Origin of the sequence: Parabacteroides massiliensis (assembly GCF_900155425.1) — a bacterium.
Lineage (GTDB): Bacteria > Bacteroidota > Bacteroidia > Bacteroidales > Tannerellaceae > Parabacteroides > Parabacteroides massiliensis.
Genome location: NZ_LT700191.1, coordinates 1,289,554 through 1,306,603, shown reverse-complemented (window position 1 = coordinate 1,306,603; position 17,050 = coordinate 1,289,554). Strand labels below are relative to the sequence as shown.

The window sequence follows — 17,050 nt, the reverse complement described above, 5'->3', positions numbered from 1 at the left end:
ACTACTTTTTCGTTACTAAATCTTCCATCGGGACAATGGGCACATCATGCTCGAAGTCGTAGAGGGAAAGTATCTTGAGGTTCAACAATTCGATCTTATAATTGATAAGCGCCTGCGTATAGGCGATCTTTTTACTTGAAAGCTGGGTCTGGAACTGGTTCATGTCCATACCGGTGATATCGCCCTCCCGGTAACGGGTCAGGTTCAGGTCATAGGTCCGCTGTGCATTTGCAACGTTCTGCTCGGCTATCTTGATCTGCGAAAGCAAATTTTCCAAGCTACGCCAGGTCTGGCGGATGTTCAGTTCGATGTTGACCTTGTCCTCATGAAACTCCAGCCGGTTGATCTTTTGGGCTACTTCCTGCGCCTTGACACGGGCTTTCTTCTCTCCCCAATCGAAGATAGGGACGCTGAAGCTGATGGCGACACGCGGATTTTGTGTCGGGTTATTATAAATCTTTTCCAGATGCCGGTTATCACCGATCAGACCGAAAGAAAGAGCAATATCTCCCTTGAACTCGTTCAGAGCCTTCGTCTTGATCATGTCGAAAGCCAGTTCTTTGCTCTCGATCTCACGCTGCCGCAGTTCCAGACGCGATTCGAGCCCATGCTGTATCGCCTTTTCCAGATTCACTTCCACCGGCTTGATCTGCACTTCGGCAAAGACCATGATGTCCTCGTTCAGGTCCATCCCCAACGTCTGCTTCAACTGGTCTTTCGAGTTTTCAAGCGACACCTGCTGTTCTTCCAGTGAAGAACGTGCGGAAGCAAGATTCACTTCCGCCTGGAACAACTCATCGCGGGCAGCCAGGTCGGCTTCCACCTTGTTCTTGATAATCTCGTAGCTTTGCTGTGCATTGGTCAGTTCCTCCCTGGTGATGGCCAGTTGGCTCTGTGTCATATAGACGGAATAGAACTGTTGGGTGATATCCTTTTCCGTACTCAACCGTTGCAACGCATAACTGATGTTGGCATTCTCATAATCGTATTCGATCTGCTGCAGTTCCATTTTGCGCTTGTTATAAGTAAAGATAGGTTGCGAGAGTTGCAGGTAGAGATCGTTGCTGAATGCCTTGTTGCTGGTCTTCGTTCCGTCGATATTGGAATTGTTATCCTGCCACCCGAAACGGTTGATCAACGAGAGGACACCATCCGTCCACAAGATCGGCTGGTCCACCTGGAACGTTCCGGTCGTACTGAACCGTTCGTTCGTGTACCATTGAGACAGGCGGTTGTCAAAACTGCGGCTCTTGCTGTAATCCACCGGATTGAGGTTCAACGAGAACTTCGATTTCAGGGAAGCCCGCTGTGCGACCAGGTTCTGCTGATAACGTTCCAGGTTCATGTGGGAACGGCGCAGGGAAGGACTATGCTCCTCTGCTATATCCATCGCCTTCTCGATCGTCAGCGATATCTGCCCCTGCGACGGGACAGACAGTCCCAGGCAGACGGCAGCCGTCAGCATTATCTTTTTCATGGATAGTAACTCTCTTCGTATCATGTATCTAATTCTATTAATATCGTTTTACTATTTTGACCGCATCGGCCGTCACACTCCGTAGTTTGCATTCGTTCGTCAGGGTGATCCGGACCGTATCGGAACTGAAGTAATAGGCGCCTATCGGTTCCCACCCTTCATTCGCTCTTTTCAGGTCTATATAAGCATCTTCGTTTTCTTCATCATACTTCACCTTAAAATGGTATTCCCCACCGGCCTGTTTATTATATTTCAGCTCATTGTCTTTGGAGACATAATAGTAGACGTCATATTGTCCGGCAGAAGGAATCGGTACTTTCCAGGTTGCCGTCTGGCTTCCGTTGCCGCTCTTGATCACATAGGCTGACCGGATATAGCGTCCATAGTAGGCAGCATTCGTCGTAGCCGTCCACTGCAACGGGGCACGCCAGGGAGAGACACCGGCATACTTGAAAGAGGTATCTTCCACCTTGTCGAGCCACTTGGGCAGAAGCCCGACCACGGCCGGTTCGGACAGGGAGAAAAGAGAATCTTCATTATCCACGATCACCTCCCCTTCCACTTCGGGAGAGAAGTCCGCAACAATGAAATCGCCTTCGGTATCGACCGCTCTCTCCCGCTCTTCCCGAATGTTGGCAACAGGCAGGTTCAGGATATTCGGCAGATTACCGGATATCAGCGTATTCACATCCACCTGGCGAGGCGCCCCTTCCCAGACCGTTACCAGCAATTTGGTCTGCCGGGCGGCAAGAGGCAGTTTGCGGCTCGTACGCGGATCGATATTCGGACCATAGCTTCCGGCCTGTATATCGAGTTGAAGCATACCGTCGTGATCGGAATTATTGCTGACCTGTTGCTTCAACACAAAGCTCTCCTGTCCCTTATTCGTAATTTTAGTCACTTCGGGCTGACCGATCGTATAGAAAGGAAGAGGCGTCGGACGGTCCCACCCAGAAATACCCGCACGGATATCGGACCCGCTGATCATCCCCAACGTATCCAACAGATTCTCGAAACGCATATTCCGAAACTCGTTTCGTTCCAGCAAGGCATACAGAGAATCTCGGAACAGGCTTACCCCCATATTCACCTCGGCTGGAGCAAACAGGTAATACCCTTTCAGGCTGATCGTGTTATTCAGCAAGTCGCGGTGTTCCACATCAGACAAAAGTTCTTTAAACGAATGTTTCTCCATCAGCAGGTTCGCTTTCTCGTTATTGCTGATTCCGTTTATCTCACGTTCCCATCCGTTGTTATCGGACTTCCTTTGCAGATAAAGCTCGACCAACCGGTTCGTGACAGGCCATTCGGAAGAATAAATGTTATACCGGAAATTATAGAGTTCGGGAAACAGGAAATACGGATTGCTTTGGGAGGAGATATTATACTTGCCCCGGCTGCCGGAAGAGAAATTATAGTTACCTTCCGTCTGCAAGAAAAGCCACAGGAAATTGTTCATCACCCGTATCTCCGCCTCCTCTCCGCTGATTTCGCGCCCTCCCCGCTTCGACCATTTCATCTGGTTTTCCTTGCTTCTGACAAAGTCCGTCTGATTGAACATACAGCCCAATTCCGGGAAAAGAACCATTTCCGGCTGCACCACTTCCTGCGCCTGCGACCAGGAACGGACATAACTGTAGAACTGTGCCGGAACCTCCACCACAGAAAACCGGTCGAACGGGTAACTCAACTTATACGTGCGTTCGAGATTCTCCCGCAAGTTGCGGATCAGTCCCGGAATCGTATCGCGGATCGAATCGAACGCCGCCTCATAATAATCGTGCCCCTTTATATGCCAGACGCTATAGAGCGTACTGTCGCTTTCCACGCTCTTCTGCTCGTATTTACCGATAATCAGGGAAACAGACTGATAGGGGTTGTTTGCCGACTGCGAAATAGAGACCAGGCCGGGAAGCGGTTTCACATCCAGTCGAAAACGGCTGAAATAGGTTTGTTGCCAGTCGGGGCTCTTGTCGCTATACCCCGTGCCGGGACGCGGATACCAGTAGGTTTCGGGCGTAAACAACACATAATCGGGTGTCTGAAAGCTATATTTTTTATCGAGCTTGAGCATTTCCTTATCATACGGTTGCTGCAAGACCTCTTCCGGGATATCCAGATAGCAGAAATCATCCTTTATCCTCCCCTCATAACGGATCGAAAGCGAAACGGTATCGCCCTTTTCTATCTTCCTCCCGAAATCTACCGCTAAAATCTGTTCCTCCCGCTTAAAGTCCAACGGCTTCTCTCCTTCCTTCACCTCCTCGACCCTCAATCCGGGATTCAGGCAGAAGGTAAATACTTCCGATGCAGCGAGCGCCATCCCTTTCATCCCGACAACGGAACGGATCGTTTCGGGCTCCTGCTCCACCGAAATATCGTAGCGGTCGATCGCCATCTTCGGTTCATGGACATATTTATTGTTGATGCTTGTGTACAAAGCACGCATTTCTCCTTCCCTGAGAATCGAACGTACATGCCGGAAACCCGCCGTCCCCGCCAGCAAGAACATGCAGAGCGAAAGGAACAGCCACGGATAGTGGCTCCTCCGGGCATTAGGCAACCGCTTGAACAGGAAGATCGTAAAGAAGATGAATCCCAGACCGGTAAAGAAATAAATCGCCCGGTGGTTCAAGATCAGCTCCAGACTGCTGAACCCGACAATCGTCGATTTGAACAACGGCAGGTTATACACCATATAATCGAACAGGTAGTAGAACTTATCCTGTATATAAAACAACGTCAGCCCGATATACCCCAACAACAGGATGAAGGTCAACGCCTGGTTCCTCAACAGCAGCATCAGGAAAATGGAAAGGCCGATAATAAAGATCAGCGTCGGTATGCTGATCAGAAGGAAATACACCCCATAAGCCGGCAGATCGACAGCTATGCCGGAAGCCATAAAGTTGAAAGCCAACACAATCGCCAATACAAGCAGGTTCAGAAGCAGGAACACCCTGAGGTTTCCCCATATTTTCCCGACCACATACTCGGCATTACTGAGCGGCCGGACATAAAAGACCTCGGAAGTATCGAGCTTCTTGTCCCTTTTCAAAAATTCGGAAGAAAGGAAGACGGCGACCACCGCCTGCCCTGTGTTTAACAGCAACAGGTTCAGATAGGGTATATTGGATGAAACCGCTTTCACGAACCACAGGCCGAAATTATCCTCCATTAACATCATGGCAAAGTTGAAGAACCCTAAAAACACCACGGCAAGCAGAGTAAAGATACGGAAGAACCAGCTTCTCACCAGTATCTTGCTTTCGTATTTGGCTACGGATCGTATGTTCGTTATAAATGACATAGGCAAACGGTCTCTTTTAATCGTTTCTCCAACGGTTCAACTTGTTTTCCATATAGTAGACATAGGCATGTTCCAGGTTCGGCGGATAGGATTCCGCATCATATCCCTGCACCTCGTCGGCCACGACCTGCACTTCCCAGCCCGTACCGGATGGAATCGTCGAGATAACCGGGTACAGTTTATCCACTTCATGCAGCTTGTCGCCTGTCACCCGTATGCGCCACACTTTTCCTTCCGCCTGCCTCAACATGTCCTGTGGGGAGCCATAGAAAGAAACTTCCCCTTTATTCATAAGCGCCATGCAGTTGCACGTACTCGATATATCGCCCACGATATGGGTGGAAAGGATTATCGTCACGTCATTTTCACTGACTTCCGACAGTAGGTTACGGAAACGGATTCGCTCTTCGGGATCGAGTCCCGTCGTAGGTTCGTCCACAATAATCACTTTCGGATGGTGGATCAATGCCTGCGCAATCCCCAAACGGCGCTTCATACCTCCCGACAGCTTATTGGCATAGCGGTCGCGCACATCGAAAAGCCCGACGTTTTCCAGCATCTCATCCACCGCATTCTTCCGCAAAGACTTACGGTTCATGCCGGAAAGACGAGCAGCATAGTCCAAAAACTCGTATGTTTTATATTTGGCAAAAAAACGGAAATCCTGCGGCAGATATCCCAATATGCCCCGTATCTCCTTGCGCTGCCGCATCAGGTCGTACCCGCAGATATTCACCTCGCCCGAAGTCGGTTCCATAAGGGCCACCAAAATACGCATCAAAGTAGATTTACCTGCCCCATTCGGCCCTAACAGCCCGAACATACCGGTCGGTATTTCCAGACAAACGTCTTTCAACGCATGATTTCCATTCGGATACACTTTATTGAGATTTCTTATCGATATGCTCATCAACAGGTAAATTCAGATTCATATAAATAGCGAGGCTAAAGATAAGGGTTATAATATAAAAACAGGCACGGATTACGCGGATTTCACTGTTTTAAATCAAATAAAACTGTGTAACCCGTGCAATCCGTGCCCGAAAACAGATAAAACTATGTAAATCTATCGATTAATAATTCTGCTTCATCGGTTCGAAATAAGACTGCGGATGATCGCATGCCGGACATTTCTGCGGAGCTTTCTTTGATTCGATAACGAAACCGCAATTACGGCACTGCCATAAGATAGCTTCGGCTTTTTCAAACACCGTACCTGTTTCGATATTAGACAACAACTTGCGATACCGTTTTTCATGTTCAGCCTCTACTTTGGCAATCATACGGAAAACGACAGCAATAGTTTTAAATCCTTCTTCATCGGCAATATCAGCAAACATCGGATAAAGATCAGCCCATTCTTCATTTTCGCCTGCAGCGGCAGCAGCCAGGTTTTCAGCAGTTGTTCCGATCATTCCGGCAGGATAAGCAGCCGTGATTTCGACCATACCGCCTTCAAGAAATTTGAAGAAACGTTTGGCATGTTCCTTTTCTTGTTCGGCCGTTTCCATAAACACACCGGCAATTTGTTCGTAACCTTCTTTTTTAGCCACGCTTGCAAAGAATGTGTAACGACTTCTTGCCTGAGATTCGCCGGCAAATGATTTCAGCAGATTCTGCTCGGTACGAGTACCTTTAATACTTTTTTCCATAACGCTAATTTATGTATGATATAAAATGAATTTTTCCAACCTCCCTAAATGAATAATGCTCAAAGGTAGAAAAATGTTTAGGCAAACAACACATTTATGTATACAAAATATTTCTATCCATTGATAGATTAAATCTATATCACATCCCACATTCCCGAATTTTCGAATATTGCACTACAGTTCTTTCATTACATTATTCAGATTTTAAATTATCTATTGGATTCAGATTTGCCACACGCCAAGTTAAAGCTGTAACAATGAATGTCGTTATAGAAGATATTATCAAAAATACTACCGCGAAAACCCACCAGTCCAAGGATATTTTATAAGCGAAATTTTGTAACCAATAAAGCATGCCGTAAATCGTTATCGGAACGGCCAAAACAAAAGACAGAAGTAAAATTCGGAAATAAGCGACATTGAACCGCCTGATAATCGAAATTGTTGTTGCTCCATGTACTTTGCGTAAACTAACCTCTTTACGTTTATACTGGCTGTCGAAAACAACTATCCCGATCACTCCAAAAAACGAGATCAAGATAGAAACCATACTAAACAAACTAATCATCAGATTCAAAGATGTTTCTGTTTTATAAATCTTATCCAATACATAATTAAACGGATAAACATTTACTCCGGAAGACGGGTCTATCGTCTCAATTCCTTTACGAATATCAGCAATAGCTTTGTCCATCATCACACCTTCTTGCACACGTATATACGCATACTGCGAACTACTGTTTTCATCTCTTTTGGATAAAATAAAAGCCATAGGTTCTGTCACATTTCGAAATGAACGATATTTGATATCCGCCATGCAACCCACTATAACCCCATCCTGATCTCCCATCTTCAAATAATCGTTCGTATTCAAATTGTATTTTTTATAAGCAATATCATTGAATAAAAATGTTTCTGTCAACTGTAATTTGTCTTCCTTTCTAAAAGTACGCCCCTCTGTAACCGGAATGCCCATTACCTCTGGAAAATCATACTCGACCCACATTGCCTGAAATTGTATTTCATTTTCTTTGAACACAGCAAAACGACCCGAATAATAATCAGATCCGCAAAACAATACGCTGGTAAAGGATATATTTCTAATAGAGCTAAACCCCATCCATTTTTCTTTCAATACGGATAATTTCTTATTCAAATTTTGATCCAATTCTACAATAACAATCTGATCTTTATCAAATCCTAATGAGCTATTCTTCATGAATTCATTTTGCATGAAAATAAAGAGGGATGCCATAAACAATACAAAAGATGCCGCAAATTGAAATCCAACCATCCAGTTCCGAAACATCCGTCCGGTCGGAGACAATACGAAAGAGCCCTTTAAAACCAACGCTGGAGAAAAAGATGTCGCATACAAAGAGGGATATAACCCTGCCAAAAAAGCAATCGTTAATGGTATAAAAAACAATTTTACAATAAAATGCCAATTAGCAGACAATGAAATATCAGGCTTGATCAAGTCAGCAATAGCACTATCAGAAGCCATAAAAATCCATAACATACTTAGTAAATATGCCAGCATCGTCACAACAAGAATCTCTTTTAGTATAGCCAAACGTAAAGATCGATCCGATCGCCCCAACACTTTCTGCACATTTATACTTTTTATCCGAACCGGAACTACAGCTATACAATAATTCATAAAGTTAATCGCGGCAATCACCAAAATAAGAAAGGCAATACCTATTAGAGTATACAATATGGCTCTACTTCCTTTTTCGGTATGAGAATCAAAATCCGTATCTGTTTCAAAATAAATGTCGCTTATGTTCGTAAAGAAAAGTTCTCCACGGCTCCAGTCATAATTCTCATCTTTAAATGTCTTCTTAAAATCAGCCAAAATCTCATCCCCGGCCTTTGCATCCGTCAATTTCACAAAAAGTTGATAATTCAGATTCATCCATTCTCCGACATCCCGAGTTTCCGGCAATATCGAATAGATCATATTCCTAACGACAGAATTTTCAGGAAAATCCTTATAAACAGCAGTGACAACCAACAAGTCATCACCGGCAACAATAGATTGGTTTATAGCAGATTCGCCTCCGAACATTTTTTTCGCCATAGATTCTGGAATAGCCCAACTATTCGGAGCCATAGTGGAAAGATCTCCTTCTACGGCTTCGAAGTTAACTTAAGATATTGCGGATAAATCTCGCGTATAGATTCGATATAAGAGAACTTCTCTTCCCCCTTTTTTATATCAAAAGATATCTTTCCGATATATCCTCTAATCGGAGCGCCAATCTCTATCATAGAAGAAGACTTCAGAAACTCATCAATCATAGGTCGAGCAAAAAGAACTCCTGCCCCTTTATCAGCCAAACGAATCTCTAATCGAAAAATGCGATCTCCATCTTTATGAAAACCATCATATCCCCATTCATATCTAATCTGGAACATCAACAATATAAATGCAGCAAACGCAATACTCAGGCAAAAAACATTCGAGACAAAAATCATCAGATGTCCTTTCGGAGAAAGAAAAAGATTTTTTAGGTTCTGCATAATATTATTTTATTGATTGACATTATTATAAAACTTCGTTGCTTTCTCAACATGAGACAACGACAGGGGCAGGGCCGGAACCCGACTGTCTGTACAAGCCACAATATATACTACAAAAAGTAATGATAGTATACAGAATGTGTTTTTCATTATATTCAGTATTTGTTCCGGTAAAGATAACCAATATTCAAACAGATACATATCTAACGTACTACTCTCCGGTTTTTCAATTTATTGCAAAACTTATTGTTATTCCCGGCTTATTGTACAGTTTCATAAAATATCCGTTGGTCTGAATCGAAACAGTAGTGCATGAATTTTGATTTTATACCCCATATTTTTCAAATTATCCGCAAGGGTAATATTTTTTAAGAAACATGATATTTGGCAATATACTGAATATTAACAAAATACGAATATTGGCCTTTTAGAGGGGGTTACTGTATTTTTTCAATATTGAAAACTGAATAATCATAAAGTGGAAAACCTTTTTCTTTTAAGAATATTGTTGTACAACATACTTTCTTTGTACCTTTGTAGCATTTTTTAATAATCAGGCAGAAAGATGAAGAATAAGTTTGATTTTCAGCCCAAGTTAGTATCGACGCTGAAAAACTACTCAAAAGAGAAATTTATGACCGACCTGATGGCCGGTATTATTGTCGGGATCGTAGCTTTGCCATTGGCTATCGCATTCGGTATCGCTTCGGGGGTAAGCCCGGAAAAAGGATTGATCACTGCTATTATCGGTGGGTTCATCGTATCGCTATTGGGCGGTACCAATGTGCAGATTGGCGGGCCGACAGGTGCATTTATCGTAATCGTATATGGCATTATCCAGAATTTCGGGATCGAAGGGTTGGCTATCGCCACCGTGGTTGCCGGCATTATCCTGGTGATCATGGGAGCATTGAAGTTAGGGACGGTCATCAAGTTTATCCCCTACCCGATCGTCGTCGGTTTTACCAGTGGCATCGCCTTGACTATTTTTACCACGCAGATGAAAGATCTCTTCGGGTTGACGATGGACAAGGTTCCGGCAGATTTCATTTCGAAATGGATCGCCTATTTCGAACATTTCGACACGGTCAACCTCTGGTCGCTGCTGATCGGGCTTGCCAGTATCGTGATTATCGCCGTGACACCGAAATTTTCAAAGAAGATTCCGGGTTCGTTGATCGCTATTATCCTAATGACGATTGTCGTCTACGTCATGCGCTATCATTTGGGGATCACGGGGATCGAAACGATCGGAGACCGTTTCACCATCAACGCTTCCCTGCCCGGACCGGAAGCTATCAACTTTAATATGGAAACAATCAACCTCTTGCTTCCTTCCGCATTCACCATCGCCATGTTAGGAGCAATCGAATCGTTGCTGTCCGCTACGGTGGCCGACGGTGTGACGGGAGACAAGCATAACTCCAACACCGAACTGATTGCACAAGGGGCTGCCAATATCATCGTACCTATCTTCGGCGGCATTCCCGTTACCGGTGCGATTGCACGTACGATGACAAACATCAATAACGGCGGGCGCACTCCGGTTGCAGGTATCATCCATGCAATAGTATTGTTGCTGATCTTACTTTTTTTAGGCCCGCTGACCAAACATATCCCGATGGCTTGCCTGGCAGGTGTATTGATTATCGTTTCTTATAACATGAGCGAATGGCGTACGTTCCGTTCGCTGATGAAGAATCCGAAAAGCGACGTATCGGTGTTGCTGGTGACTTTCTTCCTGACGGTTATCTTCGACCTGACGATCGCAATCGAAGTCGGATTGCTTATCGCCATGTTCCTCTTTATGAAACGTGTGGCTGAAACGACTCATGTGTCGGTCGTAAAAGACGAAATCGACCTCTCGGACGAAGGGGAAATCCACCATGAAGAGGAAGTTCTTTCCTTGCCTAAAGGCGTGGAAGTATACGAAATCGACGGCCCGTTCTTCTTCGGGGTAGCCAGCAAGTTTGACGATATCATGCACAATATAGGTGACAAACCGAAGATCCGCATCATCCGCATGCGTAAGGTTCCCTTTATGGATTCGACAGGATTACACAACCTGGAAAACCTGTTCCGCCTGTCACAAGCCGAACATATACACATGATTCTTTCGGGGGTGAACGAACATGTACGACGCGTACTTGTCAAATCGGGTTTCGACAAAAAGATCGGAACGGAAAATATTTGCAGCAATATAAACGAGGCTGTGGCAAAAGCGCATGAAGCAATAAAATAATCGCAAACCAAAATAAAAAAAACAACCAGAGAAGGGGGAATGCGTTTTTGAGACATTCCCCCTCTATTTTTTCAGACAGGAAGACAAAAGGTAATTACCGTATGACCTGCATCACACAAACACAATGTGAAGAAAACGGTCTTCCGATTTATATTTATCTCTCTTTGACTCGACCGCAAATTCTTTTGCGATCGTTTCCGCATCTTCAAAACTAAATCCATTTTCCGGCTGGTTCCAATACCAGAGCTGGGGCACACTCTTTTTGCTACTCTGCGATTCCATTATTTCATATATTTACTTAACACTTTACACATAAGACACAGAATATGAAAAAACCCCTATCCGAATCAGAAATAAATATTACATTTGCCAATCATGGATATAGATTATATCCGAACAGATTTATATCAAATTACAAAATATGAATAAAAAGACCCTACTCTCGCTAATCGGTTTATTCCTGTTGGTAGCAGGAACAGTCTTTCCCGGATCTGCCCATGCACAAATCAGCGAAGGTGGAACACCCGTCTCCTTCAAATACCAGAACACACTGAAAAGCGATCTGCCAGTCGTCCGGATCCCTGTCAACTTCAGCGTAGAAGATATGAAAACAGTCGACAGATGGCAGGCCAGCCAAGGGGCGCCGCTGAAAGTATCCAAACTCATACAAACCGACCTGAGTATAGATAATGCAGGAAACTGGACCACACTGCCCGGAGGCGAAAAGATATGGCAATTGCGCCTGCAGGCCAAAGATGCAATCGCATTGATGCTTTATTATAAAGAATTCTATATCCCAGAAGGAGGGCGTCTGTTCATTTACAATGCTGACAAGTCGCATGTAATCGGCGCTTTTACGCACGCAAACTCCGTTACGTCAAAATTCGCGACCGAATTTGTAGCCGGAGACGATATCATCCTTGAATATGAAGCAGCCGCAAATGATGAAAAACCGCGTATCCATATTGAAGAAGTGGGCTACGGGTACAACCATTTGTTTGTTTCCAACCATTTAAAAGACAGCAATTCCGAACTTTCGGGATTTTGTATGGTCAACATAAACTGCGAGGAAGGAGACGAATGGCAAAATCAGAAAAAAGGAGTTTGTTGGATAGTAGAGAAAATCGGCGACAAAGCCTTTATATGCACCGGTTCGTTAGTCAACAATACGGCCAAAGACAAAAAACCTTATATCCTTTCAGCTTTTCATTGTACGGAAGACTTGGCAAGCAATGTATCAACCAGCAAAGAAGACTACAATCAATGGATGTTCTATTTTCACATGGAACGTACCGGATGCGACAATGCTTCTTCCGTCCGATATCATAAAACGATGCAAGGATGTTCGCGAGTTGTCGCCATACCGGTAGAAAATGGTTCAGACGGGTTGTTATTATTGCTTAATGAAAACATACCGGAAAATTATGACGTCTATTTCAACGGATGGGACCGGACCAACAGCATAAGCTTGTCTGGAGTAGGAATCCACCATCCGGGAGGTGATTTCAAGAAAATTTCCACTTACGGGAATCATCTGCCTTCAAGCACTTCCTGGACAAATTCGGATAGTAATAAAGAAGGAGCCATAAATGCACATTGGAATATCATATTCGACGAAACTGCCAACGGACACAGCGTGACGGAAGGTGGTTCGTCCGGTTCGCCTGTCTTCAATCAGAACAAACTGATAATCGGAACATTAAGCGGAGGAAATTCAAGCTGTAAGAAGCCGGACGGCATAAACCTGTATGGCAAAATGTTCTATCACTGGGACAAATACAGCCAAGCCGATACCGGACGTATGGATAAATGGTTGGACCCGATCGGATCGGGAGTCACTTCGCTTAACGGGATGTCGCAATCAGGTAAAGAGTATAACACCTCATTGCAAAAACCGGCCGACGTGAAAGCTGCTCTCAGTTCCGGAAATATGATAAAAATAAGCTGGAAAGAACCTGTATACAAACAAGTAATCGGTTGGGGAAGCCAAGGAACTGCCTATATGCTCGGGCTTGAAGGAGAACCTTTCTATGCGGGGCAAAGATGGGAGGCAAAAGAATTGGAAGCAATCGATACCAAAACCATTATTTCCGTGAATTTCTTTCCTGAGGCGGATGTCGACTATTCCGTATACATCATGCAAGGAGACCGGATATACGAACAAGACGTAACTTCTTATGATCCGTATAATATATGTTCAGTCCTCTTAAAAACACCGTTTACGATAGATGCAAACGAAGATTTAATCGTTGCCCTTCATATTAAAAAATATAATAAGACAACTTATCCTGTCTATTTGGATGAAGGACCGGCAATCAACCAAAAAGGGAATCTGGTTTCTATAGACGGCAAGGCCTGGGAGTTTTTGCAGAGTGACATCGATTGCAACATTGTTTTGTCGGCAACCGTCAGTTCCGAAGAAGGAGAGCTCACTCAGCTCCGGAACTCAGGTGCGAACGGTAAAACAATCGCAATCAGAAAGCCGGCGCATTCTTTCAATGTACGCCAATCTCAATTGAAGTCTTTAGTCCAGGAAGGCAATGTTATCACTGCATTTCCGGAAATCACCCGATATAATATCTATAAAAATAATATAAAACTCGCCTCCGCAGCTCCTACCGAAAGAGAATACACGGACAAACAAACTTCCGCCATTGACAACATATATGGTGTATCGGTCCAATATGGCGCAGAAGAAAGCGATATAAAAAACGTTATCTATGATGCAAGCGTAGACATTGAAAAGATTGCTCTTTCTGAAATATCGCTCACTCCTGCCGTGTTCAAGGAACAAATACGATTGACAAGCAATGAACCGGTTGATTTGCTGGAAGTGTTTTCTATCGATGGTAAGAAAGTCATGCACCTGAAACATCCTGGAAATGTCATTCAAACCGGTTTCCTTCCTTCCGGCATTTACTTCTTCCGTATCCATACGGACGGAAACATAAAGGTGATAAAGCTAATTAAGAAGTAATAAAAAACTCAAGCCGATACCGTCACATCGAAGCCTTCCCGACGTGCACGGTCGGCAATTGCTTCCAGCTCGTCTTTTGTTACTTTCTTCAAGTTCTTTACGGGGGTTTCACGGTCGATCGTATAGATCATGACCTGTTTAGGCTTGATTTGCTTCAAAGCCTCCAGCCAGCCGGAAATTTCGTGTTCGGTCGTGTTCGTCACACTTTCACCATCCACCTCTCCTTTCAGGAACATGGTTTGGATAATCAGATTGCCATTAAAACGGCAAAGTTGTTCCAGCAACCGGGCGAAAGTAAAAGCCGGAGAATTAGGGGCGTTCAACTGGGCGATACGACTGTCCGATATGGAATCGAGTTTCAATATATTATCTTCAATCTTGTTCAATGCCTGAAAAACATCTTCCTTATGGAGCATGGTCGAGTTCGAAAGCACGGCAATCTTGGCTTTCGGGAAAAAGCGGTTACGAGTTTCGATCGTATCGTCGATAATACCGGCAAATTCAGGATGCATGGTAGGTTCGCCGTTTCCTGCAAAAGTGATTACGTCGGGAGCGATACCCTCTGCCTGCATGGAAGATAATTTATTGATCAAAGCCTCTTTTACCTCCGCACGGGTCGGCAGTTTACTGCATGTACGATGGTTCTCATTTAATCCGCATTCACAATAAATACAGTTGAACGAACAAAGTTTTCCGTCTGTAGGAAGCAGGTTCATGCCCAAAGAAACACCTAACCGGCGACTGTGTACCGGCCCGAATACTATTTTATCAAAAAGAATGGTAGACATACTGATTTATATTTGAGTGCAAAGCTACAAAAGTTATCAGAATTTCCAGCGCAACAATGTATATACATCTGCTTTGATATTACCTTCTATCTCTTCCAGATCAGTGCCGATCACGTCTCGATCGGTATAATACGTGTATCCTAATTTAGTGGAAAGGGAAAGCTGCTTCACTATATTCCACCGGAAAGAAAGCGCCAACCGGACTCCTTTTCCATAAAAGGAAGACATATTGAAGGCATATAAGATATTTTTTTCATAAGAGGATATCCGGGTTTGATAATTATCTGTATGAAAAACACCCACATAAAAATCAACCTGAACAGGGATATCAACCGGTTTCCAACCTACGTTTTGGGCGATCATCCACCCTCTGCTCCTTTCGTTTGCCTCCGTATAACAAATACCGTCTGCGGATGTCCGCAACGAAACAGACGAAGAAACCGCATACAAGGCTTGCATACGCAAACGCTGCTGGGGATAAGGTTCTATATTTTCTTTTTGCTTGTGTTTATAACGGACGTATACGGATAAGTTCCGGCTTGGCGTATAATCGAGTTGAAGCATATATTCCTTTCCTGTCGATGGCATATCTACCCCATATTTCAGCCAGGGAAAACGGTATATATCTGCATACGCTGACAGCTTCCAATGACCGAAAGGTGTCCATTGCATCCCCATATACACTCCCTGTTCATTCCGGACTGCCGAGTTTTGTGAAAAAGCATTTCCAAAAAAGGCTTGGTAGCGTTTATCATAATAACGATACAATAACAACAAGGAAAAATAAGAGGCAGGCGTCAACTGCAAAGCATTCAGGGATGCAACCGCCCCATTACGGCTCAAAGCTGTTTCGCCGTAAAACTTGATCAACTTATTTTTCAACAGGTAATCCACACTGATATTCAGATTCCGGCTACCGCGAAAGTAGAAAATATTGTAAGGCTTCGGATCAGGCTGTATCGAACAGTCCCCGAAAGAATAGGACAAAGCGGTCAGGCCGATACATAGATCGGGAGTTGCATATCGTATATTCCCGCCATATGTCTGCATGCCTACTTTGCGCATCTTCTCCCTGTCCCGCACCAAACGATGCAAACCATCTGTTTTAAACGAAGCAACGATCGTACTGTCCACGCTTCCATCTAATTTCCGATACGAATAGAACAGACTGATATCCAATTTTTGCCAATTAACGGTAGCAGCCGCTCCTCGGAAGAAATCATTTTCATTGGTTGAAAAATGACGGCGGAATCCGTTCGTCCTTCTTTCCGCTTGGGAGACAAGGGCGTTCCGGCTGGGAGAAAAATCATTGCTGATCACCAAACCTTGGCCGAAAGATATTTTATAATCACCAACGGCAAGACTTTTCAACCACTTATTCATATCTTTCAGAAAGAGGTGTATCGAATAGTAGTCATAGCCTTTGTGATATTCATTCCAGAAAGGTTCTCCCGCATCTTTTTCCGTGACCAGACCGAACTGGATGCGTTCATCGAAGGCATATGAATAACGAACGGAATGATAGAACGGTTCTCCCAGATATTTCCGATTCGGATATTGTTGCAATACGCTGTCAGGATATGAACAATAGCCTTTCTTTTGTTGAAAACATCTGTCATATCTGATTTGCAGGTTATTGGAACCTCGTTTCAACAGGTTCTTCACTGTAAGAGGACGTTTATCAACTATTATTTCACCGATATGAACAAACGGGAGAAGCAGAGAAATCGTCTCTAAATCGAATGCTTCCACGTTTTTAAGTTCATAAAGGGTCAACATATTTCCATAACGGGAACGATATGCTAACAGTTCCCTTATTTGCAGATCGGATAGGAAAGGGAGGCGTTTCAATTGTTCTTCCGTTACCGTATTGAGCTCAAAAGGATGTTCGACAAGATAGGAAAGATCTGTATAAAGCGTTTCAATGCGTTCTTCATCTTCTGTTTCCGAAGCCATTTCTTCTATATATTCCATCCACTTATCAACAGAATATAATGTCTGGCTTTTAAGCTGATAACTGCTTATCAACAAACATACCAACAAGTTTATAAACATTCGTTTCATAAGTAAAGCTT

General features: G+C 44.0%; 11 protein-coding genes. 2 read left to right on the top strand and 9 right to left on the bottom strand.

Annotated features, from left to right (window positions below; all coding sequences use genetic code 11):
• Position 1: 1 nt before the first annotated feature.
• The 6 genes from BQ9893_RS16435 to BQ9893_RS16410 all read right to left on the bottom strand — a co-directional run bounded on the left by BQ9893_RS16435 (position 2) and on the right by BQ9893_RS16410 (position 8,968).
• On the bottom strand, positions 2–1,477 hold the full coding sequence (locus tag BQ9893_RS16435) for a TolC family protein (RefSeq protein WP_374046596.1): 1,476 nt from the start codon (positions 1,475–1,477) through the stop codon (positions 2–4).
• A gap of 37 nt (positions 1,478–1,514) precedes the next feature.
• Complete coding sequence (locus tag BQ9893_RS16430; protein ID WP_075966936.1) at positions 1,515–4,787, bottom strand: golvesin C-terminal-like domain-containing protein; 3,273 nt, start codon at positions 4,785–4,787, stop codon at positions 1,515–1,517.
• A gap of 16 nt (positions 4,788–4,803) precedes the next feature.
• Positions 4,804–5,697 carry an ABC transporter ATP-binding protein gene (locus BQ9893_RS16425; protein WP_075966935.1) on the bottom strand — a complete coding sequence of 298 codons (894 nt, stop codon included), beginning with the start codon at positions 5,695–5,697 and terminating at the stop codon, positions 4,804–4,806.
• A 163-nt stretch (positions 5,698–5,860) separates the two neighbouring features.
• Positions 5,861–6,439, bottom strand: a complete 579-nt coding sequence (gene rbr / locus BQ9893_RS16420; RefSeq protein ID WP_075966934.1) for a rubrerythrin — start codon at positions 6,437–6,439, stop codon at positions 5,861–5,863.
• A 193-nt stretch (positions 6,440–6,632) separates the two neighbouring features.
• Positions 6,633–8,558, bottom strand: coding sequence for an FtsX-like permease family protein (locus tag BQ9893_RS16415; protein ID WP_081415480.1), 1,926 nt, complete (start codon positions 8,556–8,558; stop codon positions 6,633–6,635).
• Positions 8,559–8,575: 17 nt separating this feature from the next.
• Positions 8,576–8,968, bottom strand: a complete 393-nt coding sequence (locus tag BQ9893_RS16410) for a hypothetical protein (protein WP_075966932.1) — start codon at positions 8,966–8,968, stop codon at positions 8,576–8,578.
• Between the two features lie 565 nt (positions 8,969–9,533).
• Between BQ9893_RS16410 and BQ9893_RS16405 the strand changes: the two genes are divergently transcribed.
• Positions 9,534–11,210, top strand: a complete 1,677-nt coding sequence (locus BQ9893_RS16405; protein ID WP_075966931.1) for a SulP family inorganic anion transporter — start codon at positions 9,534–9,536, stop codon at positions 11,208–11,210.
• A 111-nt stretch (positions 11,211–11,321) separates the two neighbouring features.
• Here the strand turns inward: BQ9893_RS16405 and BQ9893_RS21765 are convergent, their stop codons facing one another.
• Entirely contained in the window at positions 11,322–11,492 is a 171-nt protein-coding gene (locus tag BQ9893_RS21765) for a hypothetical protein (protein WP_167369881.1), read from the bottom strand.
• 139 nt (positions 11,493–11,631) lie between these two features.
• Between BQ9893_RS21765 and BQ9893_RS16400 the strand changes: the two genes are divergently transcribed.
• Positions 11,632–14,187, top strand: a complete 2,556-nt coding sequence (locus BQ9893_RS16400; protein ID WP_075966930.1) for a T9SS type A sorting domain-containing protein — start codon at positions 11,632–11,634, stop codon at positions 14,185–14,187.
• Positions 14,188–14,195: 8 nt separating this feature from the next.
• On the opposite strand, the gene BQ9893_RS16395 is transcribed toward BQ9893_RS16400, so the two are convergent.
• Both BQ9893_RS16395 and BQ9893_RS16390 read right to left on the bottom strand, forming a co-directional pair.
• Positions 14,196–14,975, bottom strand: a complete 780-nt coding sequence (locus BQ9893_RS16395; RefSeq protein ID WP_075966929.1) for a radical SAM protein — start codon at positions 14,973–14,975, stop codon at positions 14,196–14,198.
• Between the two features lie 36 nt (positions 14,976–15,011).
• Entirely contained in the window at positions 15,012–17,039 is a 2,028-nt protein-coding gene (locus tag BQ9893_RS16390; RefSeq protein WP_075966928.1) for a helix-hairpin-helix domain-containing protein, read from the bottom strand.
• Positions 17,040–17,050: the final 11 nt, after the last annotated feature.

Bases quoted from the DNA above. Each gene is read 5' to 3' on its own strand.
- BQ9893_RS16435 (WP_374046596.1), bottom strand. From the start codon at position 1,477: ATGAAAAAGATAATGCTGACGGCTGCCGTCTGCCTGGGACTGTCTGTC.
- BQ9893_RS16430 (WP_075966936.1), bottom strand. From the start codon at position 4,787: ATGTCATTTATAACGAACATACGATCCGTAGCCAAATACGAAAGCAAG.
- BQ9893_RS16425 (WP_075966935.1), bottom strand. From the start codon at position 5,697: ATGAGCATATCGATAAGAAATCTCAATAAAGTGTATCCGAATGGAAAT.
- rbr (WP_075966934.1), bottom strand. From the start codon at position 6,439: ATGGAAAAAAGTATTAAAGGTACTCGTACCGAGCAGAATCTGCTGAAA.
- BQ9893_RS16415 (WP_081415480.1), bottom strand. From the start codon at position 8,558: ATGGCTCCGAATAGTTGGGCTATTCCAGAATCTATGGCGAAAAAAATG.
- BQ9893_RS16410 (WP_075966932.1), bottom strand. From the start codon at position 8,968: ATGCAGAACCTAAAAAATCTTTTTCTTTCTCCGAAAGGACATCTGATG.
- BQ9893_RS16405 (WP_075966931.1), top strand. From the start codon at position 9,534: ATGAAGAATAAGTTTGATTTTCAGCCCAAGTTAGTATCGACGCTGAAA.
- BQ9893_RS21765 (WP_167369881.1), bottom strand. From the start codon at position 11,492: ATGGAATCGCAGAGTAGCAAAAAGAGTGTGCCCCAGCTCTGGTATTGG.
- BQ9893_RS16400 (WP_075966930.1), top strand. From the start codon at position 11,632: ATGAATAAAAAGACCCTACTCTCGCTAATCGGTTTATTCCTGTTGGTA.
- BQ9893_RS16395 (WP_075966929.1), bottom strand. From the start codon at position 14,975: ATGTCTACCATTCTTTTTGATAAAATAGTATTCGGGCCGGTACACAGT.
- BQ9893_RS16390 (WP_075966928.1), bottom strand. From the start codon at position 17,039: ATGAAACGAATGTTTATAAACTTGTTGGTATGTTTGTTGATAAGCAGT.